Origin of the sequence: Pseudomonas sp. C9-3 (assembly GCF_032392015.1) — a bacterium.
In the GTDB taxonomy this organism is placed as follows: domain Bacteria; phylum Pseudomonadota; class Gammaproteobacteria; order Pseudomonadales; family Pseudomonadaceae; genus Pseudomonas; species Pseudomonas nitroreducens.
In genome coordinates, this window is the sequence record NZ_CP135919.1 from 418,716 (window position 1) to 444,513 (window position 25,798).

At 63.9% G+C, this 25,798-nt stretch carries 22 protein-coding genes, 1 pseudogene and 1 riboswitch; of the genes and pseudogenes, 15 read left to right on the top strand and 8 right to left on the bottom strand.

Going from position 1 to position 25,798, the window contains the following annotated elements:
* The 4 genes from RS899_RS01935 to lpxC all read left to right on the top strand — a co-directional run bounded on the left by RS899_RS01935 (nucleotide 1) and on the right by lpxC (nucleotide 4,395).
* Entirely contained in the window at nucleotides 1-864 is an 864-nt protein-coding gene (locus RS899_RS01935) for a cell division protein FtsQ/DivIB (RefSeq protein ID WP_024764064.1), read from the top strand.
* Between the two features lie 21 nt (nucleotides 865-885).
* Entirely contained in the window at nucleotides 886-2,133 is a 1,248-nt protein-coding gene (gene ftsA / locus RS899_RS01940; RefSeq protein WP_315808958.1) for a cell division protein FtsA, read from the top strand.
* Between the two features lie 53 nt (nucleotides 2,134-2,186).
* Complete coding sequence (gene ftsZ / locus RS899_RS01945; RefSeq protein WP_017518095.1) at nucleotides 2,187-3,371, top strand: cell division protein FtsZ; 1,185 nt, start codon at nucleotides 2,187-2,189, stop codon at nucleotides 3,369-3,371.
* A gap of 112 nt (nucleotides 3,372-3,483) precedes the next feature.
* Nucleotides 3,484-4,395, top strand: coding sequence for a UDP-3-O-acyl-N-acetylglucosamine deacetylase (gene lpxC, locus RS899_RS01950; protein WP_024764067.1), 912 nt, complete (start codon nucleotides 3,484-3,486; stop codon nucleotides 4,393-4,395).
* Between the two features lie 68 nt (nucleotides 4,396-4,463).
* On the opposite strand, the gene RS899_RS01955 is transcribed toward lpxC, so the two are convergent.
* Nucleotides 4,464-4,931: a DUF721 domain-containing protein gene (locus RS899_RS01955; RefSeq protein ID WP_315808959.1), complete on the bottom strand. Its 468-nt coding sequence runs from the start codon at nucleotides 4,929-4,931 to the stop codon at nucleotides 4,464-4,466.
* 290 nt (nucleotides 4,932-5,221) lie between these two features.
* Here RS899_RS01955 and secA point away from each other — a divergent pair, with 290 nt between their 5' ends.
* From secA to RS899_RS01975, 4 genes are all read left to right on the top strand, one after another.
* Entirely contained in the window at nucleotides 5,222-7,972 is a 2,751-nt protein-coding gene (secA, locus tag RS899_RS01960; protein WP_024764069.1) for a preprotein translocase subunit SecA, read from the top strand.
* 118 nt (nucleotides 7,973-8,090) lie between these two features.
* Nucleotides 8,091-9,308 (top strand): bifunctional glutamate N-acetyltransferase/amino-acid acetyltransferase ArgJ, encoded by a 1,218-nt coding sequence (argJ, locus tag RS899_RS01965; RefSeq protein WP_315808960.1) that lies wholly within the window; start codon nucleotides 8,091-8,093, stop codon nucleotides 9,306-9,308.
* Nucleotides 9,309-9,443: 135 nt separating this feature from the next.
* On the top strand, nucleotides 9,444-10,073 hold the full coding sequence (locus RS899_RS01970) for a glutathione S-transferase family protein (RefSeq protein ID WP_233299324.1): 630 nt from the start codon (nucleotides 9,444-9,446) through the stop codon (nucleotides 10,071-10,073).
* A 71-nt stretch (nucleotides 10,074-10,144) separates the two neighbouring features.
* The gene (locus tag RS899_RS01975; protein WP_315808961.1) at nucleotides 10,145-11,095 is read left to right on the top strand and encodes a Nudix family hydrolase; all 951 of its coding nucleotides are present in this window, start codon (nucleotides 10,145-10,147) and stop codon (nucleotides 11,093-11,095) included.
* A gap of 312 nt (nucleotides 11,096-11,407) precedes the next feature.
* Here the strand turns inward: RS899_RS01975 and RS899_RS01980 are convergent, their stop codons facing one another.
* The 4 genes from RS899_RS01980 to RS899_RS01995 are packed head-to-tail and all read right to left on the bottom strand — an operon-like array spanning nucleotide 11,408 to nucleotide 16,009.
* Entirely contained in the window at nucleotides 11,408-11,980 is a 573-nt protein-coding gene (locus tag RS899_RS01980; protein WP_315808962.1) for a cob(I)yrinic acid a,c-diamide adenosyltransferase, read from the bottom strand.
* A 2-nt stretch (nucleotides 11,981-11,982) separates the two neighbouring features.
* Entirely contained in the window at nucleotides 11,983-14,034 is a 2,052-nt protein-coding gene (locus RS899_RS01985) for a sensor histidine kinase (protein ID WP_315810394.1), read from the bottom strand.
* 59 nt (nucleotides 14,035-14,093) lie between these two features.
* Complete coding sequence (locus RS899_RS01990; RefSeq protein WP_315808963.1) at nucleotides 14,094-15,005, bottom strand: putative 2-dehydropantoate 2-reductase; 912 nt, start codon at nucleotides 15,003-15,005, stop codon at nucleotides 14,094-14,096.
* Between the two features lie 38 nt (nucleotides 15,006-15,043).
* Nucleotides 15,044-16,009 carry a response regulator gene (locus RS899_RS01995; RefSeq protein ID WP_024764076.1) on the bottom strand — a complete coding sequence of 322 codons (966 nt, stop codon included), beginning with the start codon at nucleotides 16,007-16,009 and terminating at the stop codon, nucleotides 15,044-15,046.
* Nucleotides 16,010-16,164: 155 nt separating this feature from the next.
* Here RS899_RS01995 and RS899_RS02000 point away from each other — a divergent pair, with 155 nt between their 5' ends.
* Together RS899_RS02000 and RS899_RS02005 are read left to right on the top strand one after the other, a co-directional pair.
* Nucleotides 16,165-16,644 (top strand): YajQ family cyclic di-GMP-binding protein, encoded by a 480-nt coding sequence (locus RS899_RS02000; RefSeq protein ID WP_037016362.1) that lies wholly within the window; start codon nucleotides 16,165-16,167, stop codon nucleotides 16,642-16,644.
* A 142-nt stretch (nucleotides 16,645-16,786) separates the two neighbouring features.
* Nucleotides 16,787-17,632: a mechanosensitive ion channel family protein gene (locus tag RS899_RS02005; RefSeq protein ID WP_054906578.1), complete on the top strand. Its 846-nt coding sequence runs from the start codon at nucleotides 16,787-16,789 to the stop codon at nucleotides 17,630-17,632.
* Between the two features lie 69 nt (nucleotides 17,633-17,701).
* On the opposite strand, the gene RS899_RS02010 is transcribed toward RS899_RS02005, so the two are convergent.
* Both RS899_RS02010 and RS899_RS02015 read right to left on the bottom strand, forming a co-directional pair.
* Nucleotides 17,702-19,510, bottom strand: coding sequence for an AmpG family muropeptide MFS transporter (locus tag RS899_RS02010; RefSeq protein ID WP_054906577.1), 1,809 nt, complete (start codon nucleotides 19,508-19,510; stop codon nucleotides 17,702-17,704).
* 41 nt (nucleotides 19,511-19,551) lie between these two features.
* Complete coding sequence (locus tag RS899_RS02015; protein ID WP_233299320.1) at nucleotides 19,552-19,926, bottom strand: MGMT family protein; 375 nt, start codon at nucleotides 19,924-19,926, stop codon at nucleotides 19,552-19,554.
* A 193-nt stretch (nucleotides 19,927-20,119) separates the two neighbouring features.
* Here RS899_RS02015 and RS899_RS02020 point away from each other — a divergent pair.
* Nucleotides 20,120-21,120: pseudogene (locus tag RS899_RS02020) on the top strand (DUF481 domain-containing protein).
* A 135-nt stretch (nucleotides 21,121-21,255) separates the two neighbouring features.
* On the opposite strand, the gene RS899_RS02025 reads toward RS899_RS02020, so the two are convergent.
* Nucleotides 21,256-22,014, bottom strand: coding sequence for an SDR family oxidoreductase (locus RS899_RS02025; protein ID WP_315808964.1), 759 nt, complete (start codon nucleotides 22,012-22,014; stop codon nucleotides 21,256-21,258).
* A gap of 107 nt (nucleotides 22,015-22,121) precedes the next feature.
* Here RS899_RS02025 and RS899_RS02030 point away from each other — a divergent pair, with 107 nt between their 5' ends.
* The 4 genes from RS899_RS02030 to groL all read left to right on the top strand — a co-directional run bounded on the left by RS899_RS02030 (nucleotide 22,122) and on the right by groL (nucleotide 25,634).
* Nucleotides 22,122-22,859, top strand: coding sequence for a HugZ family protein (locus RS899_RS02030; protein WP_315808965.1), 738 nt, complete (start codon nucleotides 22,122-22,124; stop codon nucleotides 22,857-22,859).
* 87 nt (nucleotides 22,860-22,946) lie between these two features.
* Nucleotides 22,947-23,414, top strand: coding sequence for an FxsA family protein (locus tag RS899_RS02035; RefSeq protein ID WP_024764084.1), 468 nt, complete (start codon nucleotides 22,947-22,949; stop codon nucleotides 23,412-23,414).
* Between the two features lie 237 nt (nucleotides 23,415-23,651).
* Nucleotides 23,652-23,945 (top strand): co-chaperone GroES, encoded by a 294-nt coding sequence (locus RS899_RS02040; protein WP_009617968.1) that lies wholly within the window; start codon nucleotides 23,652-23,654, stop codon nucleotides 23,943-23,945.
* Between the two features lie 48 nt (nucleotides 23,946-23,993).
* Nucleotides 23,994-25,634 (top strand): chaperonin GroEL, encoded by a 1,641-nt coding sequence (gene groL / locus RS899_RS02045; protein WP_054906573.1) that lies wholly within the window; start codon nucleotides 23,994-23,996, stop codon nucleotides 25,632-25,634.
* Between the two features lie 73 nt (nucleotides 25,635-25,707).
* Nucleotides 25,708-25,770: riboswitch (Fluoride riboswitch) on the top strand.
* Nucleotides 25,771-25,798 lie beyond the last annotated feature (28 nt).

Consider the following 25,798-nt stretch of genomic DNA (forward strand, 5'->3'; position numbering starts at 1 on the left):
ATGAACGGCGCGCAGCTTCGTCACCAGAATCCCGGAATCGGCCGTGCTCCCGCACGCAAGCCGGTGCCGCGGGGCGCCAGCCGTCTGGTGGCCAAGGAGCCGCTCAGCGCCCGCATGCCCAAGCCCAGCTTCGGCTTCCTGAAAGTGTTGCTGTGGCCTCTGGTGCTGGGCGTGCTCGGCGGCGGTGCCTACTACGGCGCGCAGTACGTGCTGCCTTATGCAGACCGTCCGATCGCCAAGGTCAGCGTGGAAGGCGACCTCAGCTACATCAGCCAGGCGGCGGTGCAGCAGCGGATCAGCCCCTACGTGTCGGCCAGCTTCTTCACCATCGACCTGGCCGGCATGCGCCAGGAGCTGGAACAGATGCCCTGGATCGCCCATGCCGAGGTGCGCCGTGTATGGCCTGACCAGGTGGTTATCCGCCTGGACGAGCAATTGCCCATCGCCCGTTGGGGTGACGAAGCCTTGCTGAACAATCAGGGTCAGGCTTTTGCACCGCGGGAAGTGGCCAACTACGAGCACCTGCCGCGCCTTTCCGGCCCGCAGCGCGCTCAGCAGCAAGTGATGCAGCAGTACCAGATTCTCAGCCAGATGCTCCGCCCACTGGGCTTCACCATCGCCAGCCTGGACATGAGTTCGCGTGGCGCCTGGACCCTGGGCACCGCGCAAGGCGTGGAGATCATGCTGGGCCGCGATCACGCGGTAGAACAGATTCGCCGGCTCGTGACCATCTACGACAAGGCGCTGAAAGAACAGATTACGAAAATTGCCCGCATCGATATGCGCTACCCCAACGGCCTGGCCGTGGCGTGGCGTGATCCGGTGCCGGAAGCGACGGTGGCTCAGACCACCGCCGCGCAGTGAGTTGAGGAGACTTCTATAAACATGGCAAGCGTGCAGAGCGGCAAAATGGTCGTCGGCCTGGACATCGGCACCTCCAAGGTGGTGGCGCTGGTGGGCGAGGTGGCGGCCGATGGCAAGCTGGAAATCGTCGGCATCGGGACGCATCCGTCGCGCGGCCTGAAGAAGGGCGTGGTGGTGAACATCGAGTCCACCGTGCAATCGATCCAGCGCGCCATCGATGAAGCCCAGCAAATGGCGGGCTGCCGTATCCACTCGGCCTTCGTCGGCATCGCCGGCAACCATATCCGCAGCCTGAACTCCCACGGCATCGTGGCGATCCGCGACCGCGAAGTCAGCGGCGCCGATATCGAGCGCGTGCTGGACGCGGCCCAGGCCGTGGCCATCCCGGCCGACCAGCGTGTGCTGCACACCCTGGCCCAGGACTACGTGATCGATAACCAGGAAGGTGTGCGCGAGCCCCTGGGCATGTCCGGCGTGCGTCTGGAAGCCAAGGTGCACGTGGTGACCTGCGCGGTGAACGCCGCCCAGAACATCGAGAAGTGCGTGCGCCGCTGCGGCCTGGAAGTGGACGACATCATCCTCGAGCAGCTGGCCTCGGCCTACTCCGTGCTCACCGAGGACGAAAAGGAACTGGGCGTGTGCTTGGTGGACATCGGCGGCGGCACCACCGACATCGCCATCTTCACCGAAGGCGCCATCCGCCATACCGCGGTGATCCCGATCGCCGGCGATCAGGTCACCAACGACATCGCCATGGCGCTGCGCACCCCGACTCAGTACGCTGAGGAAATCAAGATTCGCTACGCCTGTGCACTGGCCAAACTGGCCGGCCCCGGCGAAACCATCAAGGTGCCCAGCGTTGGAGATCGTCCGCCGCGGGAACTGTCGCGCCAGGCGCTTGCCGAAGTGGTCGAGCCTCGTTACGACGAGCTGTTCACCCTGGTTCAGGCCGAACTGCGTCGCAGCGGTTACGAAGACCTGATTCCAGCCGGGATCGTCATGACCGGCGGCACCGCCAAGATGGAAGGCGCTGTCGAGCTGGCCGAGGAGATTTTCCACATGCCGGTACGCCTGGGCGTACCGCATAGCGTCAAGGGACTGGCCGACGTCGTGCGCAATCCCATCTATTCCACGAGTGTGGGGCTGCTCCTGTACGGACTGCAGAAACAGTCCGACGGCATCTCCATGTCCGGCAGCAGTTTCAGCAGTGACGAACCCAAGACACCGGTACTGGAAAAGCTTAAACGCTGGGTCCAGGGCAATTTCTGATTTACCACCGCGGTAAACGTAGGCGACACAACTAGAAAGGAAGGAGAGGGGAAATGTTTGAACTGGTAGATAACGTCCCGCAAACAGCAGTCATCAAGGTGATCGGCGTAGGTGGTGGCGGCGGCAATGCCGTGAACCACATGGCCAAGAACAACGTTGATGGCGTCGAATTCATTTGCGCCAACACCGATGCGCAGGCGCTGAAGAACATCGCCGCGCGCACCGTGCTGCAGCTCGGCCCAGGCGTGACCAAGGGCCTGGGCGCTGGCGCCAACCCTGAAGTAGGCCGCCAGGCCGCCATAGAGGACCGCGAGCGTATCGCCGAGGTTCTGGAAGGCGCCGACATGGTCTTCATCACCACCGGCATGGGTGGCGGTACCGGTACCGGTGCTGCTCCGATCATCGCCGAAGTGGCCAAGGAGATGGGCATCCTCACCGTTGCGGTGGTGACCCGTCCGTTCCCGTTCGAGGGTCGCAAGCGCATGCAGATCGCCGATGAAGGCATCCGCTCGCTGGCTGAAAGCGTTGACTCGCTGATCACCATCCCGAACGAAAAGCTGCTGACCATCCTGGGCAAGGACGCGAGCCTGCTGGCCGCCTTCGCCAAGGCTGACGATGTTCTGGCCGGTGCCGTTCGCGGTATCTCCGACATCATCAAGCGCCCGGGCATGATCAACGTCGACTTCGCCGACGTGAAAACCGTCATGAGCGAAATGGGCATGGCCATGATGGGTACCGGCTGCGCCAGCGGCCCGAACCGTGCTCGCGAGGCGACCGAAGCCGCGATCCGCAACCCGCTGCTGGAAGACGTCAACCTGCAGGGCGCTCGCGGCATCCTGGTGAACATCACCGCCGGTCCGGACCTGTCCCTGGGCGAGTACTCCGACGTGGGTAACATCATCGAGCAGTTCGCTTCCGAGCACGCCACCGTGAAGGTGGGCACCGTGATCGACCCGGACATGCGCGACGAGCTGCACGTCACCGTCGTTGCCACCGGTCTGGGCGCTCGCCTGGAAAAACCGGTCAAGGTCGTCGACAACACCGTCCAGACCCAGGCCGTCAGCACCCAGGCTCCGGTTCAGCGTGAGCAGCAGTCGGTGAACTACCGTGACCTGGACCGCCCGACCGTCATGCGCAATCAGAACCACGGCGGCGCTGCCACCGCGGCCAAGCTGAACCCGCAGGACGATCTGGACTACCTGGACATCCCGGCCTTCCTGCGTCGCCAGGCCGATTGAGTCGATTTATCAGGAGTATCAATGTGATTGGTGTTCAGCAAAGGGCGGTTCTGCTATCATCGCCGCCCATTGTTGACAACAGTTCGCAACTTGCGCGAAAGCGGCCAAAGCCATGATCAGACAACGCACCTTGAAGAACATCATCCGGGCGACCGGTGTCGGCCTGCACTCCGGGGAGAAGGTTTACCTGACCCTGAAGCCGGCTCCCGTCGATACTGGCATCGTGTTCTGCCGGGCTGACCTCGACCCAGTGGTGGAAATTCCTGCCCGGGCCTCGAACGTCGGCGAAACCACCATGTCGACCACCCTGATCAAGGGTGACGTCAAAGTGGATACCGTGGAGCATCTGCTTTCGGCCATGGCCGGCCTGGGTATCGACAACGCCTATGTCGAGCTGTCCGCGTCGGAAGTACCGATCATGGACGGCAGCGCAGGTCCCTTCGTATTCCTGATCCAGTCCGCTGGCCTGCAAGAGCAGGACGCGGCCAAGAAGTTCATCCGCATCAAGCGCGAAGTAACGGTGGAAGAGGGCGACAAGCGCGCCACCTTCGTTCCGTTCGACGGCTTCAAGGTGAGCTTCGAGATCGATTTCGATCACCCGGTCTTCCGTGGTCGCACCCAGAAAGCCGTGGTGGATTTCTCCAGCACTTCCTTCGTGAAGGAAGTCAGCCGCGCCCGTACCTTCGGGTTCATGCGCGACATCGAGATGCTGCGTTCGCAGAACCTGGCTCTGGGTGGCAGCGTGGAGAACGCCATCGTGGTGGACGAGTATCGAGTGCTCAACGAAGACGGTCTTCGTTACGAGGACGAGTTCGTCAAGCACAAGATCCTGGACGCCATTGGTGACCTGTACCTGCTGGGTAACAGCCTTATCGGCGAGTTCATCGGCTACAAGTCCGGTCACGCCCTGAACAACCGTCTCCTGCGTACCCTCATCGCAGACAAGGACGCTTGGGAAGTGGTGACCTTCGAGGACGCCAAGACCGCGCCGATCTCCTATATGCGACCCGCTGCGGCCGTATAAGGAAACCTCCTCCTTTCAGCTACATATTCAAAGGCCACCCTCGGGTGGCCTTTTTTTATGCCCGCCATTTACTCCTCGCCGGGCTCCGATGAGCGGCGGCTACGGCTGGCGAGCCGCTCGAGCGCGGCCTTGAGTTGCGGGTTGCTGATGCCTTCAGCGGCTTCGTGCAGGGTGGCGGAGGCGGACTCGGTGATGCGGTTGGTGTTCACTCGGACTGGCGCCTGGGGCGTCGGCTGCACTTTGAACAGAATGCGCGCCAGGCCCCTGAACTCCTCGAACGTGGCCAGTTGCCGCAGCAAACGGTTCTGCTGGTAGCGCAGGCGTGTAGCCCAGTGGCCATCGGTGACCACCAGCAACAGGCTGCCTTCACGCCAGGAGGCGACTCGGCAGTAGGGGCGCGCGGCGGGTTGCAGTTGCGAGTCGAGCAGTTCCTGCAGGCGCGAGAGGCGTTGCGCCTCGGCGAACAGCGACCGCAGTGGCTTGGCTTCGCGCAGCAGCTTGGTCATCGCCTTGGCGGGCAGGGGGCGGAAAGCCATGGAGAGCAACCGGGAATGAATGAAGAGGGATGGTAACAGATGCGCTCAGGGCCAGATGCCACCGTCCACCCTTGAAGTTGCCCGCCCGCGTCACCATATCACCCACTCGGATTCAAAGTTGTCCGTCCATGCATTGCCCCGAGGCTCGCAGAATGCGAAGCTTCGGAGGATGACTTCGGCACTTTTTTCCCGGAAGTTTCCGGGTAGAATGCCCGCTTCATTGCCGTTCCGCGCCGCGGCCAGCCAGTCGGGCAGCCCTCCAATTCTCCAGTTCGGATGACCCAGTCGATATGTTTGCGCCTTTGTTGAAAAAACTCTTTGGAAGCAAGAACGAGCGCGAAGTGAAGCGCATGGCCAAGCAGGTTCAGGCCATCAATGCACTCGAGCCCCAGATGGTCCCGCTTTCCGACGAGCAACTGAAGGCCAAGACCGAAGAGTTCAAGGCACGCGTCGCCAAGGGCGAGACTCTCGACCAGATTCTTCCGGAAGCCTTCGCCGTCGCCCGTGAGGCTGGCAAGCGCGTGATGGGCATGCGCCACTTCGACGTCCAGTTGATCGGCGGCATGACCCTGCACGAGGGCAAGATCGCCGAGATGCGTACCGGTGAGGGCAAGACCCTTGTGGGTACCCTGGCTGTCTACCTGAACGCCCTGTCCGGCAAAGGCGTGCACGTGGTCACCGTGAACGACTACCTGGCCCGCCGCGACGCCAACTGGATGCGTCCGCTGTATGAGTTCCTCGGCCTTTCTGTCGGCATCGTCAGCCCGTTCCAGCCGCCGGAGGAGAAGCGTGCTGCCTACGCCTCCGACATTACCTACGGCACCAACAACGAATTCGGCTTCGACTACCTGCGCGACAACATGGCGTTCAGCCTGGAGGACAAGTTCCAGCGCGAGTTGAACTTCGCCGTGGTCGACGAAGTGGACTCCATCCTCATCGACGAGGCGCGGACTCCGCTGATCATCTCCGGCCAGGCCGAAGACAGCTCCGAGCTGTACATCAAGATCAACAAGCTGATCCCGCGCCTGAAGCGTCATATCGAGGAAGTCGAAGGCCAGGTGACCCAGCAGGGCCACTACAGCATCGACGAGAAGACCCGCCAGGTCGAACTCAACGAACAGGGCCATGCCTACGTTGAAGAGCTGCTGACCCAGAACGGCCTGCTGGCCGAGGGCGAGAGCCTCTACTCGGCGCACAACCTCAGCCTGCTGACCCACGTCTACGCTGCGCTGCGCGCCCACACCCTGTTCCACCGCAACGTGGAATACATCGTCCAGGGCGACCAGGTCCTGCTGATCGACGAGCACACCGGTCGTACCATGCCGGGCCGCCGCCTCTCCGAGGGCCTGCACCAGGCCATCGAGGCGAAGGAAAACCTGCCGATCCAGGCCGAGAGCCAGACCCTGGCTTCGACCACCTTCCAGAACTACTTCCGCCTCTACACCAAGCTGGCCGGCATGACCGGCACCGCCGACACCGAGGCCTTCGAATTCCGCCAGACCTACGGCCTGGACGTGGTGGTGATCCCGACCCACCGTCCGGTCGCCCGTAAGGACTTCAACGACCTGGTCTACCTGACCCAGGACGAGAAGTACGCAGCCATCATCACCGACGTGCAGCAGTGCCAGGCGCTGGGCCGTCCGATCCTCGTGGGTACCGCCTCGGTCGAAACTTCCGAGTACGTCTCGCAGCTGCTGCAGAACGCGGGCATCGAGCACAAGGTACTGAACGCCAAGTACCACGAGAAGGAAGCCGAGATCATCGCCCAGGCCGGTCGTCCGGGCTCGGTCACCATCGCCACCAACATGGCCGGTCGGGGTACCGACATCCTGCTGGGCGGCAACTGGGAAGTTGAAGTCGCCGCGCTGGAAAACCCCACCGACGAGCAGGTCGCGCAGATCAAGGCCGACTGGCAGAAGCGTCACCAGCAGGTCATCGAGTCGGGCGGCCTCCACGTGATTGCCTCCGAGCGCCACGAGTCCCGCCGTATCGACAACCAGCTGCGAGGCCGTGCCGGTCGCCAGGGCGACCCGGGTTCGAGCCGCTTCTACCTGTCGCTGGAAGACCACCTGATGCGTATCTTCGCCTCCGACCGGGTGAAGAACTTCATGAAGGCGCTCGGCATGCAGCCGGGCGAGGCAATCGAACACCGCATGGTGACCAACGCCATCGAAAAGGCCCAGCGCAAGGTCGAAGGCCGTAACTTCGATATTCGTAAGCAACTGCTGGAGTTCGACGACGTCGCCAACGAGCAGCGCAAGGTGATCTACCACATGCGCAACACCCTGCTCGCGGCCGACAACATCGGCGAGACCATCGTCGAGTTCCGCGAAGAGACCCTGAACAACACCGTCAGCGAGCACATTCCGCCGCAGTCGCTGCCCGAGCAGTGGGACGTCGCCGGTCTGGAAGCCGCGCTGTACAGCGATTTCGGTCTGAAGCTGCCGATCCAGCAGTGGCTGGACGACGACGAGAAGCTCTACGAGGAAACCCTGCGCGAGAAGATCCTCACCGAGCTGGTCGCGGCCTACAACGAGAAGGAAGACATGGCGGGCGCCGAAGCCCTGCGTACCTTCGAGAAGCAGATGCTGCTGCGCGTGCTGGACGACCTGTGGAAGGACCACCTGTCCACCATGGATCACCTGCGCCACGGTATCCACCTGCGTGGTTACGCGCAGAAGAACCCGAAGCAGGAATACAAGCGCGAGTCCTTCAACCTGTTCCAGGAACTGCTGAACTCCATCAAGCGCGACACCATCCGCGTGCTGTCCTTCGTCCAGGTTCGCCGCGAAGACCCGGCCGAAGAAGAGGCCCGCCTGCGCCGCGAAGCCGAGGAAATGGCCAAGCGCATGCAGTTCCAGCACGCCGCTGCGCCGTCCATGGACCAGGTCACCGACGAGCCGGAAGAGGAAGGCGAAGTACCGGCTGACAACGTGGTGCCGATGGAGCCCATCCGCAACGAACCGAAGATCGGCCGCAACGAGCCGTGCCCCTGCGGTTCGGGCAAGAAGTACAAGCACTGCCACGGTCAGGTGGAATAACGCCTCCCGACCCTGATACCGACGCCGCGACCGGCCCTGCCGCTCGCGGCGTTTTTCTCATCTGAATCGCTGATTCGTTTCACTGACTAGATTCACTGACTAGATAGGAGCGCGCCACATGGCTGTTGGTCTCGGCCCCATGTCCACCCTGCACCCGGTCCCCGGTTTCGAACTCGGCATCGCCTCCGCCGGCATCAAGCGACCCGGCCGCAAGGACATCGTGGTGATGCGCTGCGCCGAAGGCTCCACCGTGGCCGGTGTGTTCACCACCAACGCCTTCTGCGCCGCTCCGGTGATCCTGGCGCGCAAGCGCTTCCTGGGGCCGGTGCGCTACCTGCTGACCAATACCGGTAACGCCAACGCCGGCACCGGCGAGTCGGGCCTGGCCAACGCCATCCGTACCTGCGCCAAGCTGGCCGAGCTGGCCGGCGTCGCGGAAAACGCCGTGCTGCCATACTCCACCGGTGTGATCGGCGAGCCGCTGCCGGTCGAGAAGATCGAAGCCGCGCTGCCCGCCGCACTGGCTAACCTGTCGGTGGACAACTGGGCCGACGCCGCCGCCGGCATCATGACCACCGACACCCTGCCCAAGGGCGCCAGCCGCCAGTTCGAGCACGACGGCGTGACCATCACCGTCACCGGCATCAGCAAGGGCGCGGGCATGATCAAACCGAACATGGCCACCATGCTCGGCTACATCGCCACTGACGCCAAGGTTGCCCAGGGCGTGCTGCAGGACCTGCTGCGCGACGCGTCGAACAAGTCCTTCAACCGCATCACCATCGACGGCGATACCTCCACCAACGACTGCTGCATGCTGGTTGCCACTGGCCAGGCGGCACTGCCGGAAATCACCGCCGCTACCGGCGCGCTGTTCGCCGCGCTGAAGCAGGCTGTGCTGGACGTGTCCATGGAGCTGGCGCAGGCCATCGTCCGCGACGGCGAAGGCGCCACCAAGTTCGTCACCGTGCAGGTGAACGGCGGCGCCACTCACCAGGAGTGCCTGGACGTCGGCTACGCCGTATCCCACTCGCCACTGATCAAGACCGCCCTGTTCGCCTCCGACCCGAACTGGGGCCGTATCCTCGCTGCCGTTGGCCGCGCCGGTGTGCCGGACCTGGATGTCAGCCTGATCGACGTGTACCTGGACGACGTCGCCATCGCCAGCCGCGGCGGCCGTGCTGCCAGCTACACCGAGGACCAGGGCGCGAAAGTCATGGCCCAGGAAGAGATCACCATCCGCATCGATCTCGGCCGCGGCACCTGCAGCGAGACCATCTGGACCACCGATCTGTCCCACGAGTACGTGAAGATCAACGCGGAATACCGCACCTGATCTGGCGCCGGCCCGGCGCCGGCGCATCGCTTCATTCGGATTCCCGATTTTCATGGATCGATGAAAATCGGGAATTTGTTTTCATGGCTGCCGCACTCTAAGGTCTCCTGACTGACCTTCAAGAGCATCGCGTCCATGTCCCTCACCCTGATCATCGGCAGCAAGAACGTCTCCTCCTGGTCCCTGCGCGGCTGGCTGGCCATGCAGCTCACCGGCGCCGAGTTCGAGGAAGTCCTCATTCCCCTGGGTGGCCAGGACACCGCGCGGCGCATCCGCGAGCACTCGCCCAGCGGCAAGGTGCCGGCGCTCAAGTGTGAGCACGGACTGATCTGGGATTCCCTGTCGATTGCCGAATACCTCGCCGAACGTTTCCCCGAAGCCCATCTCTGGCCCCGTGGCGAAGCGGCCCGCGCGCTGGCCCGGTCTGTCTGTGCGGAAATGCACAGCGGCTTCATGGCGCTGCGTTCGCATATGCCCATGGACATCCAGCGCAACCAGCCCTTGGCGGATATCCCCGAAGCGGTGGCGGCAGATATTGCCCGCGTCGTCGAGTTGTGGGCTCTGTGTCGCCAGCAGTTTGGCCAGGACGGCCCGTTCCTGTTCGGCCACGCCAGCATCGCCGATGCGTTCTACGCGCCTGTCGCCACGCGCCTGCGCAGCTACTGCGTGACCCTGCCCATCGAGGCACAGAACTACGTCGACGCCATCTACGCCTGGCCGGCGTTCCGCCCGTGGCTGGACGCGGCGATGGTCGAACGCGCCTGAACCCGGCCGACAAAGACGGTAGAATGCCGGTCTGCGCGGGCCCTGCCTGAATCGGATTGAGGAGTAGCACTGTGAAACGAGTACATGTCGCCGCCGCCGTGATTCGCGGACTCGATGGCCGGGTGCTGATCGCCCGCCGTCCGGACGACAAGCACCAGGGCGGCCTCTGGGAGTTTCCCGGTGGCAAGGTGGAGGAGGGCGAAGCGGTGCATGTCGCTTTGGCCCGCGAGCTGAAGGAAGAGCTGGGCATCGACGTCGAGCAGGCGCGCCCGCTGATCCGGGTGCAGCACGACTACAGCGACAAGCACGTGCTGCTGGATGTCTGGGAAGTCTCGGCCTTTTCCGGTGCGCCCCACGGCGCCGAGGGCCAGCCGTTGGCCTGGGTTACCCCGCGCGACTTGCCGGACTATGAGTTTCCAGCGGCCAATGAGCCCATCGTGCAGGCCGCGCGACTGCCCGATCGCTACCTGATCACTCCCGATGGCCTGGAAATTCCCCAGTTGGTGCAAGGCGTGCGTGCCGCAGTGGCCAATGGCATCCGCCTGATCCAGCTGCGCGCGCCGAATATGTACAGCCCCGAGTACCGTGACCTGGCGGTGGATGTGCAGGGCCTGTGCGCTGGCAAGGCGCAGTTGATGCTCAAGGGGCCGCTGGAGTGGCTGGGCGACTTCCCAGCGGCCGGCTGGCACCTGACCTCCGAGCAACTGCGCAAATACGCGCCCAATGGTCGCCCGTTCCCGCGTGAGCGTCTGCTCGCGGCTTCCTGCCACAGCGCCGAGGAACTGGAGTTGGCGGCGCGCATGGGGGTGGATTTCGTCACCCTGTCGCCGGTGCAGCCCACCGAGAGCCATCCGGGCGAGCCTGCATTGGGTTGGGAAGCGGCGGCGGAGCTGATCGATGGCTTCAACCAGCCGGTGTTCCTGCTCGGCGGTGTCGGCCCGCAGGACCTGGAACGCGCCTGGCAGGCCGGAGCACAGGGCGTGGCGGGTATTCGAGCGTTCTGGCCGAAGAACGAAGGCTGACAGGCATTTTGCGTGGGGCGGCGATGGGTATCGCTCCGCTCCACGCCATCCTACGATGCTCCCTGTAGGAGCAACTGTGTTCTTCAGGTGAGTCCGTACCAGCGCCTTCCCCTCACCCCAGCCCTCTCCCAGGGGGAGAGGGAGCCGCCCGTGCCGGCGAACGACAAGGTGTCATCCTGCACCGAACAGTCCCCTCTCCCCCTGGGAGAGGGTTAGGGTGAGGGCTGATCCGAGCACAGGACTATCGAGTAGGGGCGGGCTATGCCCGCGATCGCGCGCACAGCGCGCTCCTACGAGTCGACTCTCAACCGATCAGGCGGGCTCCTCAGCGGCCTGCCAGAGAATCTCTTCCACGCCCTGGCGGCGGGCGATAAAGCGCGCGGCGACGAACAGCAGGTCGGATAGTCGGTTCAGGTAGCGCAGGCCTGCGCCTTCCAGCGGCTCCTCGGCATTCAGCTGCTGGCAGCGGCGTTCGGCGTTGCGCGCCTGGGCGCGGCACAGGTGGGCGAGAGCGACCAGGCGCGAACCGCCGGGCAGGATGAAGTTCTTAAGCGGCCCAAGCTCTTCATTCCAGCGGTCGATCACTGTTTCCAGTCGTTCCACTTCGGCATCATTCAGCGCACGGTACTCTGGCATCGCCAGCTCACCACCGAGGTCGAACAGGCGGTGCTGGATCGGCGCCAGCACCCCGATCACTTCTTCCAGCGCACTGCTACGCGCCTCGTTTAGCCCGGCCAGCAGCAGGCCGAGGTGGCTGTTCAGCTCGTCCACGGCGCCCATGGCTTCCACGCGGGGGTGGTGCTTGGGCACGCGACGGCCATCGGCCAGGCCAGTTTCCCCGGCATCGCCGGTGCGGGTGTAGATCTTCGACAGGCGGTTGCCCATGCTCAATGCTCCTTGTCGTCGCGCGCCAGCAGTGGCAGCGGCGGGGAAATTTCGGCCGCCAGCGGCAGGCGGATGGTGAAGCAGGTGCCGACACCCAGCTCGGACTGCACCTCCATCTGCCCCTTGTGGTTATTGGTGACGATGAAGTACGAGACCGACAGGCCCAGCCCTGTGCCCTGGCCGACTTCCTTGGTGGTGAAGAACGGCTCGAAGATGCGCTTGCGCACGTTCTCCGGCATGCCGCAGCCGTTGTCTTCCACGTGGATTTCCGCCCACGGCGGATTGAGCCGGGTACGCAGAGTGATGCGGCCGTACTCGCCTTCCTCTTCATCGTCACGCAGGTGGATGGCCTGGGCGCCGTTCTTCAGCAGGTTGAGCAGCACCTGCTCGATTTCGTTGGCGATCACCGGCACCGGGCCCAGGCGCGGGTCGTACTCGTGGACGATTTCCAGCGACTTGAAGTCGAAGCCGCCGGTGAGGTCGAAGTCGTTGCCGGCGATCTCCACGGCCTGTTCCAGCAGCGCCGGCAGCTCGCAGGCAGCCATCTGCCGGTGGCTGCGGCGGCTGAAGGAGAGCATGTGGGTGACGATCTTCGCAGCGCGGGAGCCGGCGTACTGGATGCCATCCATCAGCTTGGGAATCTCCCGCGCCTCCAGGTAGTGGTTGAGGTCGTCCAGGCGCACGCCCACTTCGCCGGCTACCTCCAGGTTCTTCGGCAACTCCGGCGACAGTCGCCGGCGGATGTTCTGCACGTTGTGCAGGATGGCGCCGAGCGGGTTGTTGATCTCGTGGGCCATGCCGGCCGCGAGGCCGCCGACGGAGAGCATCTTCTCCGACTGCACCATCATCTCTTCCATTCCCAGGCGGTCGGTGATGTCGTCGATACGGATGACCGCGCCACGGCCGGTGCCGCCCATCAGCGGATAGAAGGTCAGGGCGTAATGGCGCGGCGCGTCAGTGAGGGCCCAGGTGACGCGTTCGACGCGTTCGACCTTGTGCTGCTCGGCGGCGCGGGTGAGCTGCGGCAGGAAGGGCTTGAGCGACGGGAAGGCGAGGAATACCGGCTGGTTCACCGCGTCGTCCAGGCTGGTGCCGGAGAGCAGGCTGGCTTCCTGGTTCCACTGGGTGACGTAGAGCTGCTCGTCCACCGCGATCAGCGCCGAGGGCATCGAGTCGATGATGCTGTTGAGGTAGTGCTGGAAGCCGGTGAGTTTCTTCTCGATCTTGCTGCGCACCTGGACTTCCAGCTCCAGCTTGCGGTTCGAGCGGCGGGTTTCCTCGGCCAGCGACTGGGCCTGTTCCACGGCTTCCTGGGCGTCGTCGCGGGCGCGCTTGAGCTGCTGTTCGCGGGCTTCGATGCGGGTCAGCATGGTGTTGAAGGCGTCGGCCAGCCGGCCGATCTCGTCGGCATTGCCGCGCTCGGCGCGCAGGGCGTAGTTCTCCTCGCGGGTGACCTGGCGCGAGAGCTCCTCCAGGCTGCGGATCGGCCGGGTGATCAGGCGGCGAATCTGCTGGGCGATGAGCAGCCAGAGCAGCACCGAGACGGCGAGGATCACCAGGCTGGCAGTCAGGGTGCCGGTGTAGAAGGCGCCCGGCAGCTCGCTGCTCGCCACCAGCAGCAGGTAGCCGCTGTTGCGGCCGGCCTGAGGCAGTTCGAACAGCGCGTTGAGGCGGTATTCGTGCTGGCGCCAGCGCTCCAGGTGATCGAGGCGCTCGGGCAGGGCAATGGGCCCGTTGCCCGGCGACTGGGCGATACGTTCGCCGTTGCTGTCATACAGTGCGGCGGCGCGCAGCGGCTGGTAGTCGTCCAGCTGGCGCAGCAGCACCTGGGCCTGGGTGGGCGAGGACAACGCCGGCTCGCTGAGCGCCGGGTTGGCGATCAGCCGTCCGATGGTCTGCAGCGCCTGGGGCGCGACGCTGTCCTGGGAAATCCAGTAGGCCGCGCTGATGAAGGCCAGGTTGGCCACCAGCATCACGGTCGCCAGCAGCACCAGCAGGGCGGCGAGGATCTTCTGGCCGACCGGCAGGTCTTCCAGGCGCTGGCGCAGGTTCATGGGTGAAGGCATGGGCGCTTTCTTGGAAAAACAGGAGAGGCGGGCAGGGTAGCCCGCGATCAGGTGTCGGGCAATCCGCGCGCCACCAGGTAGGCGCGCAGGCGCTCGTGTACGGCTCGCAGTCGCGGCAGGGCGAGGTGCAGGCGGTCACCTTCGCGGCAGGCGTGGCCGAGCAGATAGGCGATTTCGCTGCGCCGGCCCTGGGCGACGTCCTGGTACATGGAGGAGAAGTTCGCCGCAGTGGCGGCAATCACGCGCTCCACGTCGCCCTGCAATTCCTGCGCAGCGGCGGAGTAGTTGCAGGCGTGCAGCAACTGGCCCAGCTCGTCGCACAGCGCGGCAACTTCATCGGGGTGCCCGGCCAGTTCGCCATTGCGGCATTGGTGTAGCACCGTCAGCGGGTTGATCGCGCAGTTCAGGGCCAGCTTGCGCCACAGGCGTTCGAGGATGTTCTCGCTCCACTGGGCGGGAATTCCGGCTTGCTCCAGTTCGGTCAGCCAGGCCGGAGTGGGCCCGCCGTGCTCGTCGCCCAGCCAGGTCTGGCCATGGCCTGCGAATACCACGCGGAAGTCGGATTCGCGGAATGCGCCTTCGGTGCTGGAAGCGTAAAGGCAGCGTGCGCGCGGCAGGTGGGTGCTGACCGCCTGCTGGCTACCCAGGCCGTTCTGCAGCAGGATCAGCTCGGCACCGGGGGCCAGGCGCGCCGCCACGCTGGCGGCGGCAGACTCGGCGTCGTAGGCCTTGCAGGCCAGCAGCAGGCGCTGGATCGGCGCGCCTTGCGCAGCGGTTTCGGCCGGTATCGGGTAGAGGCTCTCGCGACCGTCTTCGATCAGGGTGACGCCACCGAGGGCGCGGTAGGCGTTGAGGCGCTGGCGGTCGCGCAGCAGCAGGCGCACCGGCAGGCCTGCGCGGGACAGGCGGGCGGCCCACAGGCAACCGAGGCTGCCGGCGCCGAGGATAGACCAGGTCATGGGAGAAACTTCGCGGGTTCGGGGGCTTACCGCGAAGTTTAGCGCAGGCCGGTCAGTCGACTGGCGTTGATTCGCCCGCTGGCGAAGGCATCGGGCAGCAGGGCACGGCCCTGCTGCATCAGTTGCTCGACTTCCACGGGCAGCGCCTTGGCGTCCAGGCCCACCAGGCTGATGCCGGCCTTGAGGGTGATGAAGCCTTCGCTGGTCTTGAACGCCTTGAGGTTCAGGCCTTCGTGCAGGCGGCGGAAGCTGCTGGGGGAGCATTCCTGCAGGTCTTCGAGCAGGGTGATCAGGGCGAAATGCTGGCCGTCGATGCGCGCCAGGACGTCCAGCGGTCGTACCAGTTGCTGCAGGCGCCGGGCGACGCCATGGAGCAGTTCGTTCTGGAATGACTGGCCGTGCTTCTGCCCCAGTTCGGCCAACTCCGGCAGGCCGATGAGCATGTAGCACACGGCGCCACCACGGGATTCCACCTGGCGGATGCTGTCGGCCAGCTTCTGCTTGAGGTAGCGCTGGTTGCCCAGGCCCGTGGCACTGTCCACCAGGTTGCGTTCTTCCAGGCTGGTGATGTTCTCGGTGAGCAGGCGGTTTTCCATCAGCAGGCGCTGCAGGGTATTGCTCAGGCGGTCGGCGGCCAGTACGCGGGGCACCAGTTGCTCGTTCATCGCCGACTTGCTGACGAAGTCGTCCACGCCACGGTCGAAGGCTTCGGCCAGGGCGTTGTCGCCCTCCTTGCCGGTGAGCAGGATGATGTAGGTGTAGTGGTCGCCACTCTCGTCGAGCTGGCGCACTCGGGCGGTGAGCTCCAGGCCGTCCATCTCGGGCATCAGCCAGTCGGCGAGGAGGACGCTCACCGGCTGCTTTTCCAGCAGGTCGAGCGCTTCGCTGGCACTGCTGGCGAAGCGCACGTTCAGGTAGCCGGCCTGGCTCAGCGCGCGGCCGATCATGGCGCTGGAGAACTTGGCATCGTCGACTACCAGGATGCTGAGATGGTTGGTTGGCATGGAATGTCTCGGAAACGGGTAGGAAATGCCGGCTAACGACGTCAGAGGCCGGGCGCGGTCTTGTCTGTCAGTTATAATGACCGCGCATTTTTATCGTCAAGCCAGGCGTCGTCCCGTCTGTGAACCGGGTCGCGCCGTCCATCTGGAGAGATGTCATGCCTTCGTTCGACGTGGTGTCCGAACTGGACAAACACGAACTGACCAACGCCCTGGATAACGCTGCCAAGGAACTGGACCGCCGTTTCGACCTGAAGGGCAAGTGCAGCTTCGAGACCAAGGACAAGTCCGTCACCCTGACCGCCGAGGCGGATTTCATGCTTGAGCAGATGCTCGACATTCTTCGCTCCAGCCTGGTCAAGCGCAAGATCGATGTGCAGTGCATCGAAACCAAGGATCCCTTCCCGTCGGGCAAGGTGGTCAAGCAGGAAGTGACCTTCCGCGAGGGCATCGACAAGGATCTGGCGAAGAAGATCGTCGCCCTGATCAAGGACAAGAAGCTCAAGGTGCAGGCCGCCATCCAGGGTGAGCAGGTGCGTGTCACCGGCAAGAAGCGTGATGACCTGCAGGAAGCCATCGCGCTGCTGCGTGGTGAATCCCTCGGTATGCCGCTTCAGTTCAACAACTTCCGCGACTGATGCGCGCTGCTCTGTAAGAGCTGCGGAACCTCAGCGCCCGCGCGACGTCGCAGTAATAGAGTCGCTCGGCGAACTCCCGACCGCCATGGCTTGCCATGGCGGTTTTGTTTTTGGAATGGCAATAGACAAGGGGCCTGCATCCATGGATATGAATTACGAGCAGATCATGAACAGTGCGGAGGCCTGGACGCCGGTCGTCCTGGCTTACCTGGGCAATGCCGTGCTGGCGCTGTTGACCCTGCTGATCGGTTGGTGGGTGATCAACCTGTTCACCCGTCGTATCGGCGGGTTGCTGTCCACCAAGCATGTGGACAAGACGCTGCAGGGTTTCATCGGCAGCATGGTGAACATCATCCTGAAGATCCTGCTGATGGTCAGCGTGGCGTCGATGATCGGCATCCAGACCACCAGCTTCGTCGCCGCCATCGGTGCCGCCGGCCTGGCCATCGGCCTGGCGCTGCAGGGCAGCCTGTCGAACTTCGCCGGCGGCGTGCTGATCCTGCTATTCCGTCCGTTCAAGGTCGGCGACTGGATCGAAGCCCAGGGCGTTTCCGGCACGGTGGACCACATCATGATCTTCCACACCGTGCTGCGCACCGGTGACAACCGTACGGTGATCGTACCCAATGGCGCGCTGTCCAACGGCATCATCACCAACACCTCGACCCAGACGACCCGCCAGGTGACCTTCGATGTGAAGCTGGCCTTCGACGCCGACCTGGAGGGCGCTCGTGCCATCCTCAAGGAGCTGGCGGAGGATTCGCGCGTGCTCAAGTCGCCGGCGCCGGTGGTGGTGGTCGCGGGCCTGGGCGAGAACTCGGTGACCCTGTCGCTGCGCCTGTGGACCGCCAATTCCGACTACTGGGCCGTCACCTTCATGCTCAACGAGCAGGTGCGCCAGCGCCTGCGCGACGACGGCATCGACCTTGCGCCGAACAAGGTGGTGCGTGTGGTCAAGGGTGAAGAGGACGCCGTCCTGGCGGACTGATCCCTCACGCGGAACGGAAAAGGCCGGCATTTGCCGGCCTTTTTCATGGGCGCTACTTCATCAGCAAGTTCAGGGGCGTTCGGCGCTGGCTGGCTGCGTTGGGGCTTCGCTGGCTTCCTCGGCGGCGCCGTTGGTCATGTCGTTCTTGCGCTGCAGCCACAGCCAGCCGATCAACAGCAGCGTCGGCACGCCGAGCAGGGCGGTGAAGAAGAAGAACCGCTCATAGCCCATGCCCTCGACCATGGCGCCGGAGTAGCCGCCGATGAAGCGCGGCAGCAACAGCATGGTGGAGCTGAGCATGGCGTACTGGGTCGCGGAGAACTTCAGGTTGGTCAGGCTGGACAGGTAGGCGACGAAGGCCGAGGTCGCCAGGCCGCCGCTGAAGTTGTCGAGCATGATGGTCACCACCAGCATGGTGACGTGGGGCTCCAGTACCTTCAGCAGGGCGAAGACGTTCTGCCCCATGAGATGCGGATCGTCGATCGCGCCCATCTGCGCCAGGAAGGCGAACAGCAGGTTGGTCGCCGCCGAGGCCGCGCCGCCGATGAACAGGATCGGCAGGATGCTGAAGCGGGCGATCAGCACACCGCCGGCCGCCGCGCCCACCAGGGTCATGATCACCCCGAACAGCTTGCTGACGGTGGCGATGGTGTCCTTGGTGAAGCCCATGTCGATGTAGAACACGCTGGCCATGGTGCCCATGACGGTGTCGGACATGCGGTAGGTGGAGATCAGCCCGAGCAGCAGCAGGGCCTGCCAGCGGTAGCGGCGGACGAACTCGGTGATCGGCGTCAGCACCGGGGCCATCAGCAGCCGACCCGGCGCGGAGATGCAACTCAGGGCGATCAGCAGGTAGAGGAGGGCGAGCCACCACTTGCCAGCTTCGGTCATGTTGATGAATGCGGTGCCGGTCACCAGCAGGATGATCAGCACGATCACCGAAACCGCCTGGTGGACGAAGTCGAACTGCGGCAGGCCGCGCCCGTGCACGGCCAGCAGCAGCGGGCGGCGTACCTTCGACAGCAGCTCGCGGACCGGGCGGATCTGCCGGCGGCCGTGGGGCGTCATGCAGATGCCGATGAAGATTCCGTAGAGCGCCGCCCGCGGCCAGGCCTGGGCGGTCAGCGCGGTGAGCATGGCCGGCACGGAGATCAGCAGCACCAGCAGGGTCAGCACCGAGAGCAACTGGTGGTTGAAGGCGAAAGCCGAGCTGCCGGCCTGCGGCTGCACGTTCACCGGCGGCTCTTTCATCAGCAGGGTGGTGATCAGGCCGGGCAGGATGGCCAGCGAGCACACCGCGTAGGTCAGCGCCCAGGCCGACTGGCTGTAGTGCAGGGCACTGGAGCCGGCCCATTCGGCGAGGAACAGCACGCCGGCGGTGGCGAACAATACGGCGACCCGGTAGCCGGTCATGTAGCACGCGGCCAGCGCGGCCTGGCGGGTGTTCTCGGCGATTTCCAGGCGGTAGGCGTCGATCGCGATGTCCTGGGTGGCCGAGGCGAAGGCCACGACCATCGCCAGGGCGATCAGCCAGTTCAGATGCGACTGCGGGTTGCACAGGGCCATGCCGAGCAGGCCAATGGCGATCAGGCCCTGGGAGAACACCAGCCAGGAGCGGCGACGGCCCAGACGGCCGATGAAGGGCAGGCGCCACTGGTCGAGCATGGGCGACCAGACCCATTTGAAGGCGTACACCAGCCCGATCCAGCTGGCGAAGCCAATGGTTTCCCGGCCGACACCCGCTTCACGCAACCACACCGAGAGTGTGGAAAGCACCAGCATGTAAGGCAGGCCGGCGGCGAATCCCAGCAGCAAAAGCGCGAGGCTGGCGGGAGACTTGTAGGCAATCCATGCCTCTCGCCAGGAATGCTCTTTCATGGGGGTGTTTTCCAGCAGGTCAAAAATTCTCGCGAACTTTACTAGGACTGCTCGCCGCTAGGCCAGCCGTGCCGACGTATGTCCACCCGATCGTTATGGATTCTGACACCCTCTGCACGCAATCGTGCGCGCTGTTCGTTACCCGAAACAGTGCCGATGGGCAGGCTGATGCGGCCACCGGCGGCGATCACCCGGTGCCAGGGCAAGCGGGTGCCTTCGGGGAGTTGGCTGAGGATGCGTCCTACAAGCCGGGCAGAACGGCCCAGCCCGGCGAGGCGGGCGACATCGCCATAGGTGGTGACGCAACCTTCCGGCACCTGGGCGATGACCAGAAAGATCGCCTCGCGACGAACCTGCAGGCTCTCCAGCCCGAGATCGGGAATCGGCGTGCTGGCCGTGGGCTTGGACTTGGGCATCGAATGCACCGTGGCAGAGGGGCTGACGCTCAGAATATCGGTTGGTGCGGGTCTTACAAGTCAGCTTATTCCTAAGATCCATCTGTCAGTCATGGTGAACTCCCTGCAACTGGGCCGGTCAGTCGTTGCTCTAGTGTCGGGTATCTGGATAATGCCCGGCTTTTTGCCCATTCAATCCAGTTGAATTCGACTCATGTTGCCCAGAACCCTGCTGTCCATTGCCCTAGCTTCCTGTTCCCTCTCCGCCCTCGCCGATACCGTCTGGCTGAAGAATGGGGACCGTCTGACCGGCACCATCAAGCTGTTCGACGGCGGCAAGCTGCTGCTGGCAACTGACTATGGCGGGGAGATCACCCTGAAATGGGACAAGATCAAGACCCTTGAGACGGACCAGAACCTGCTGGTGAAGTACGACGAGGAAACCGGCGAGCACTCCAAGGGCATCAAGGCGTCGGACGATGGCAAGGTCACGCTGGTCAACGGCCAGCCGCGTACCGTGGAACTGGCGAAGATCGAGCAGATGATGCCGCCCAAGCCGATCCTGGAAGACTGGGTATGGACCGGCAACGTCGACTTCTCCCTGGACCACAAGCAGGCCGAGAACGATGTCGAGGACTACGACATCGACTTCAAGACCAACGCCCGCCACGGCCGTTGGCGCCACAACCTGCAGGGTGAGTACAACCGCGAGAAGAAGAACAACCAGGTCAGCACCGACAACTATTCGGCGCAGTACGCCCTCGACCGCTTCCTCGACGAGCACTGGTTCTGGCAGGGGCAGGCGCAGTACAAGCGCGACTGGATCGAGGACCTGCAGAAGAAGCGCACCGTCGGTACCGGCCCGGGCTACCAGTTCTGGGATAACGAGCTGGGCGCGTTCTCCCTGGCGACGCTGGTCAACCGCAACGACTACGAATTCGTCGACGATGAGAAATCCCACTTCTACAGCACCAGCCTGAAGTGGGACTACAACCGCTACCTGCTGGCCAAGCAGTTCGAGCTGTTTACCAACGGCGAAGTCAGCAAGCCTCTGGAGTCCAATGTGGACTACGAGCTGGAGAGCGAGGCGGGCATCCGCTACAAGCTGACTTCCTGGGCGTCCCTGAGCCTGAAGGCCGAGTGGGACAAGCTCAGCGGCAACGATGCGACGTCAACGAGCGCCGCTACACCGTTGGCCTGGGCGTGGGCTGGTAACGCCGATTTATGTAGGAGCGAGCTTGCTCGCGAACAACCCCAACGACGGCGGGGAAACGTTCGCGAGCAAGCTCGCTCCTACAAAAAGCACAAAAAAGCCCCGCACATGGCGGGGCTTTTTCATGGGCGGGAGGATTACAGGCGCAGGCCGCCGTCCAGCTCCAGCACTCGGCCGGTGTAGTAGTCGTTCTCGAGGATGTAGGCCACCGAGTGGGCGATTTCCAGCGGCTTGCCCAGGCGCTTGAGTGGGATGCCAGAGGTCATTTTCTCCAGCGCTTCGGGTTTCATGCTGGCGACCATGTCGGTCTCGATGAAGCCCGGAGCTACGCCGGCCACGCGGATGCCGTAGCGCGCCAATTCCTTCGCCCACACCACGGTGTCGGCGGCGACGCCGGCCTTGGCCGCGGAGTAGTTGGCCTGGCCCATGTTGCCCGCGCGGGAGATGGAGGAGATGTTGACGATCGCGCCTTCGTTCTTCAGCTCGATCATCTTCGCTGCCACTTCGCGGGTGCAGAGGAACACGCCGGTCAGGTTGACGTCGATCACGGCCTGCCATTGGGCCAGACTCATCTTGCTCAGCTCGCCGTCCTTGACCTTGATGGTCAGGCCGTCGCGCAGGATACCGGCGTTGTTCACCAGGCCATTGATGGCGCCGAAGTTGCTGGCGACCTGGGCCACCATGTGGGTAACCTGTTCTTCATTGGCGACATTGCACAGATAGGCGCGGGCGTCACCGCCGACGGCCTTGCAGGCAGCCACGGCTTCGTCCAGTTTTTCGGCATTGAGGTCAACCAGCGCGACGCGCGCGCCCTTGCCGGAGAGGTACTCGCCCATGGCGCGGCCCAGGCCCTGGCAGCCACCGGTGATGATGATGACCTTGTCTTTCAATTGCATCGGAACAACCCCACGAACAGTTTCTGGTGAAAGGCCCCGCCGGCAGCTGTGCACAGAGTCAGTCCTGCCCGTCCGTTTGCGACGGATTCTTTGCGAGGAGTCATAAGTTGAGCGTGAAAGCTGCCAAGCATGCCCGAGAACTGCTGCTCAAGGAATACCGCGGCGTCCTCTCCACCCACTCGAAGAAGTGGTCCGGGTTTCCCTTCGGCTCCGTGGTGCCCTACTGCCTGGACGAGGCGGGCCGCCCGCTGATCCTGATCAGTCGCATCGCCCAGCACACCCACAACCTGCAGATGGATGGCAAATGCTCGTTGCTCATCGGCGAGCGTGGCGTCGACGACATCCAGGCCGCCGGCCGCCTGACCCTGCTGGCCGAGGCGCTGATGATCGAGGATGTCGACGCCATCGCTGGCGCCGCCGAGCGCTACTACCGCTATTTCCCTGGTTCGCAGGACTACCACATCGTCCACGACTTCGATTTCTGGGTACTCGAGCCGGTGCAGTGGCGTTTCATCGGCGGCTTCGGCGATATCCACTGGTTGGGCGCCGACAGCGTGCCGTTGGCCAATCCCTTCGTCGGCGAGGCGGAAAGGAGCATGGTCGAGCACATGAACAGCGACCATGCCAGTGCGATCGAACACTACGTCGAGTTGGCCGGGCTGCCCGCGGGCAAGGATCCGCAGCTGGTGGGAATTGATACCGAAGGTTTCCACCTGCGCATCGGCCAGGGCCTGCACTGGCTGCCGTTCCCTGTGCCCTGCGGTAATCCTGGTGCGGTGCGCCAGGCGCTGGTGCAGTTGGCCAGGGCGGACGTCTGGCCGGGTAGTGAAGTCATCCAGGCTTGAACAATCCCCGGGCATTCCCTTGAAATTGGCGCGGGACGTCGCCACCTTTCCCGTTATCTGGGTAAATGCCCCGCCAAGGAAACATCGATGCGAGTTCCTCTTTTCCTGATTCTTCTGTTCCCGCTGATCGAGCTGGCCGTGATGATCAAGGTCGGCAGCGTGATCGGCGTGGGCTGGACCCTGCTGCTGATCATTGCCGGTGCCTTCATCGGTGCCGCTGTTCTGCGTGTCGCTGGCGTCGCCACCGCGCTGCGTGCCCGCGAGCGCCTGAATCGTGGCGAGCTACCCGAACAGGAAATGCTCGAAGGCCTGGTCATCGCCCTGGGTGGTGGCCTGCTGATGCTGCCGGGCTTCATCAGCGACGCCATCGGCCTGCTCTGCCTGATCCCCTTCACCCGCCGCCTGATGCTTGGCCGCGTGCGCCAGCGCATGCAGGAACAGGCCGAGCGCCGCCGGGCCTTTGCCGACGATCCCGCCGCCCAGCAACGTGGTGGCCCCAGCGTGATCGAAGGCGAGTACCAGCGCCGCGAGGAAGACCGCGACCGCCTGCGTTGAGTTTCGGGCGGTTTCGGCCGCCGCGAGCACCCTCCGTTTGCAAAATTTTTTTCGTCACACCCTTGAAATGCCTTGTAGCGACCTTATGTACCGGTCACCGCAAGGTCCCTGTCGCATGGACAGGCTGCTCTTTACGCGTCTCGCCAGCCGGGACGCAAACCGGCAACGCCGGATTCAATAAAACCTGCCGGGCATCGATCTGGCCGTTGGAAATCACAGTTTGGGAGAGTTACGACTATGAAGCTTCGTCCTCTGCATGACCGCGTCGTCATCCGTCGCAGCGAGGAAGAGACCAAAACCGCAGGCGGCATCGTGCTGCCGGGTTCCGCCGCCGAAAAACCGAACCGCGGTGAAGTGGTCGCTGTTGGTGCCGGCCGTGTCCTGGACAACGGCGAAGTTCGCGCTCTGGCCGTCAAGGTCGGTGACAAGGTGGTGTTCGGTCCTTACTCCGGCAGCAACGCCATCAAGGTCGACGGCGAAGAACTGCTGGTGATGGGCGAGTCCGAGATCCTCGCCGTCCTGGAAGACTGATTTCAGTCCGTCCACTCCCCACCGAATTCGATTTAGAGGAAACAGAACATGGCTGCCAAAGAAGTTAAGTTCGGCGATTCCGCTCGCAAGAAAATGCTGGTCGGCGTAAACGTCCTGGCCGACGCGGTTAAAGCGACCCTCGGCCCGAAAGGCCGTAACGTCATCCTGGACAAGAGCTTCGGTGCTCCGACCATCACCAAGGACGGCGTTTCCGTCGCCAAGGAAATCGAACTCAAAGACAAGTTCGAGAACATGGGCGCCCAGCTGGTGAAAGACGTTGCCTCCAAGGCCAACGACGCTGCCGGTGACGGCACCACCACCGCTACCGTTCTGGCCCAGGCCATCGTCAACGAAGGCCTGAAAGCCGTCGCTGCCGGCATGAACCCGATGGACCTGAAGCGCGGCATCGACAAGGCCACCATCGCTATCGTTGCCCAGCTGAAAGAGCAGGCCAAGCCTTGCGCCGACACCAAGGCCATTGCCCAGGTCGGCACCATCTCCGCCAACTCCGACGACTCCATCGGCAACATCATTGCCGAAGCCATGGACAAGGTCGGTAAAGAAGGCGTGATCACCGTTGAAGAAGGCTCGGGCCTGGAAAACGAACTGTCCGTCGTAGAAGGCATGCAGTTCGACCGTGGCTACCTGTCCCCCTACTTCATCAACAAGCCGGACACCATGGTTGCCGAGCTCGACGGCCCGCTGCTGCTGCTGGTCGACAAGAAGATCTCGAACATCCGCGAAATGCTGCCGGTCCTGGAAGCCGTTGCCAAAGCCGGCCGTCCGCTGCTGATCGTGGCTGAAGACGTCGAAGGCGAAGCCCTGGCTACCCTGGTCGTCAACAACATGCGTGGCATCGTGAAGGTCGCAGCCGTCAAGGCTCCGGGCTTCGGCGACCGCCGCAAGGCCATGCTGCAGGACATCGCCATCCTGACCGGCGGCACCGTCATCTCCGAAGAAGTCGGTCTGAGCCTGGAAGGCGCCACCCTGGAGCACCTGGGTAACGCCAAGCGCGTCGTACTGAGCAAAGAAAACACCACCATCATCGATGGCGCTGGCGCTCAGGCCGACATCGAAGCTCGCGTCCTGCAGATCCGCAAGCAGGTCGAAGAGACTTCCTCCGACTACGATCGTGAGAAGCTGCAAGAGCGTCTGGCCAAGCTGGCCGGCGGTGTTGCCGTGATCAAGGTTGGCGCTGCCACCGAAGTCGAGATGAAAGAGAAGAAAGCCCGCGTTGAAGACGCCCTGCACGCTACCCGTGCTGCGGTCGAAGAAGGCGTGGTGCCTGGCGGCGGCGTCGCTCTGGTACGTGCTCTGCAGGCCATCGAAGGCCTGAAGGGCGACAACGAAGACCAGAACGTCGGTATCGCCCTGCTGCGTCGCGCTGTCGAAGCTCCGCTGCGCCAGATCGTTGCCAACTCCGGTGACGAGCCGAGCGTCGTGGTCGACAAGGTCAAGCAAGGTTCGGGCAACTACGGCTACAACGCTGCTACCGGCGTGTACGGCGACATGATCGAGATGGGTATCCTCGATCCGGCCAAAGTCACCCGTTCGGCCCTGCAAGCCGCTGCTTCCATCGGCGGCCTGATGGTCACCACCGAGGCCATGGTTGCCGAAGTGGCTGACGACAAGGCTGCTCCGGCCATGCCGGACATGGGCGGCATGGGTGGCATGGGCGGCATGATGTAAGCCACCCGGCACCTGCTGTAGGAAAAAGCCCCGCCTAGGCGGGGCTTTTTCATGGGCGCGGGTTATGCCAGACTGCGGCGCAGGAGATGGCATTCCTCCTTCAACCGCCCTTGTGGCTGATGATGCCTACGCATTGACCTGGAAAGGCGCGTAGGCGCTCGCCT

Coding starts and splice junctions, on each gene's coding strand:
- RS899_RS01935 (WP_024764064.1), top strand. CDS start 1: ATGAACGGCGCGCAGCTTCGTCACCAGAATCCCGGAATCGGCCGTGCT.
- ftsA (WP_315808958.1), top strand. CDS start 886: ATGGCAAGCGTGCAGAGCGGCAAAATGGTCGTCGGCCTGGACATCGGC.
- ftsZ (WP_017518095.1), top strand. CDS start 2,187: ATGTTTGAACTGGTAGATAACGTCCCGCAAACAGCAGTCATCAAGGTG.
- lpxC (WP_024764067.1), top strand. CDS start 3,484: ATGATCAGACAACGCACCTTGAAGAACATCATCCGGGCGACCGGTGTC.
- RS899_RS01955 (WP_315808959.1), bottom strand. CDS start 4,931: ATGGCTTTCCGCCCCCTGCCCGCCAAGGCGATGACCAAGCTGCTGCGC.
- secA (WP_024764069.1), top strand. CDS start 5,222: ATGTTTGCGCCTTTGTTGAAAAAACTCTTTGGAAGCAAGAACGAGCGC.
- argJ (WP_315808960.1), top strand. CDS start 8,091: ATGGCTGTTGGTCTCGGCCCCATGTCCACCCTGCACCCGGTCCCCGGT.
- RS899_RS01970 (WP_233299324.1), top strand. CDS start 9,444: ATGTCCCTCACCCTGATCATCGGCAGCAAGAACGTCTCCTCCTGGTCC.
- RS899_RS01980 (WP_315808962.1), bottom strand. CDS start 11,980: ATGGGCAACCGCCTGTCGAAGATCTACACCCGCACCGGCGATGCCGGG.
- RS899_RS01985 (WP_315810394.1), bottom strand. CDS start 14,034: ATGAACCTGCGCCAGCGCCTGGAAGACCTGCCGGTCGGCCAGAAGATC.
- RS899_RS01990 (WP_315808963.1), bottom strand. CDS start 15,005: ATGACCTGGTCTATCCTCGGCGCCGGCAGCCTCGGTTGCCTGTGGGCC.
- RS899_RS01995 (WP_024764076.1), bottom strand. CDS start 16,009: ATGCCAACCAACCATCTCAGCATCCTGGTAGTCGACGATGCCAAGTTC.
- RS899_RS02000 (WP_037016362.1), top strand. CDS start 16,165: ATGCCTTCGTTCGACGTGGTGTCCGAACTGGACAAACACGAACTGACC.
- RS899_RS02005 (WP_054906578.1), top strand. CDS start 16,787: ATGGATATGAATTACGAGCAGATCATGAACAGTGCGGAGGCCTGGACG.
- RS899_RS02010 (WP_054906577.1), bottom strand. CDS start 19,510: ATGAAAGAGCATTCCTGGCGAGAGGCATGGATTGCCTACAAGTCTCCC.
- RS899_RS02015 (WP_233299320.1), bottom strand. CDS start 19,926: ATGCCCAAGTCCAAGCCCACGGCCAGCACGCCGATTCCCGATCTCGGG.
- RS899_RS02025 (WP_315808964.1), bottom strand. CDS start 22,014: ATGCAATTGAAAGACAAGGTCATCATCATCACCGGTGGCTGCCAGGGC.
- RS899_RS02035 (WP_024764084.1), top strand. CDS start 22,947: ATGCGAGTTCCTCTTTTCCTGATTCTTCTGTTCCCGCTGATCGAGCTG.
- RS899_RS02040 (WP_009617968.1), top strand. CDS start 23,652: ATGAAGCTTCGTCCTCTGCATGACCGCGTCGTCATCCGTCGCAGCGAG.
- groL (WP_054906573.1), top strand. CDS start 23,994: ATGGCTGCCAAAGAAGTTAAGTTCGGCGATTCCGCTCGCAAGAAAATG.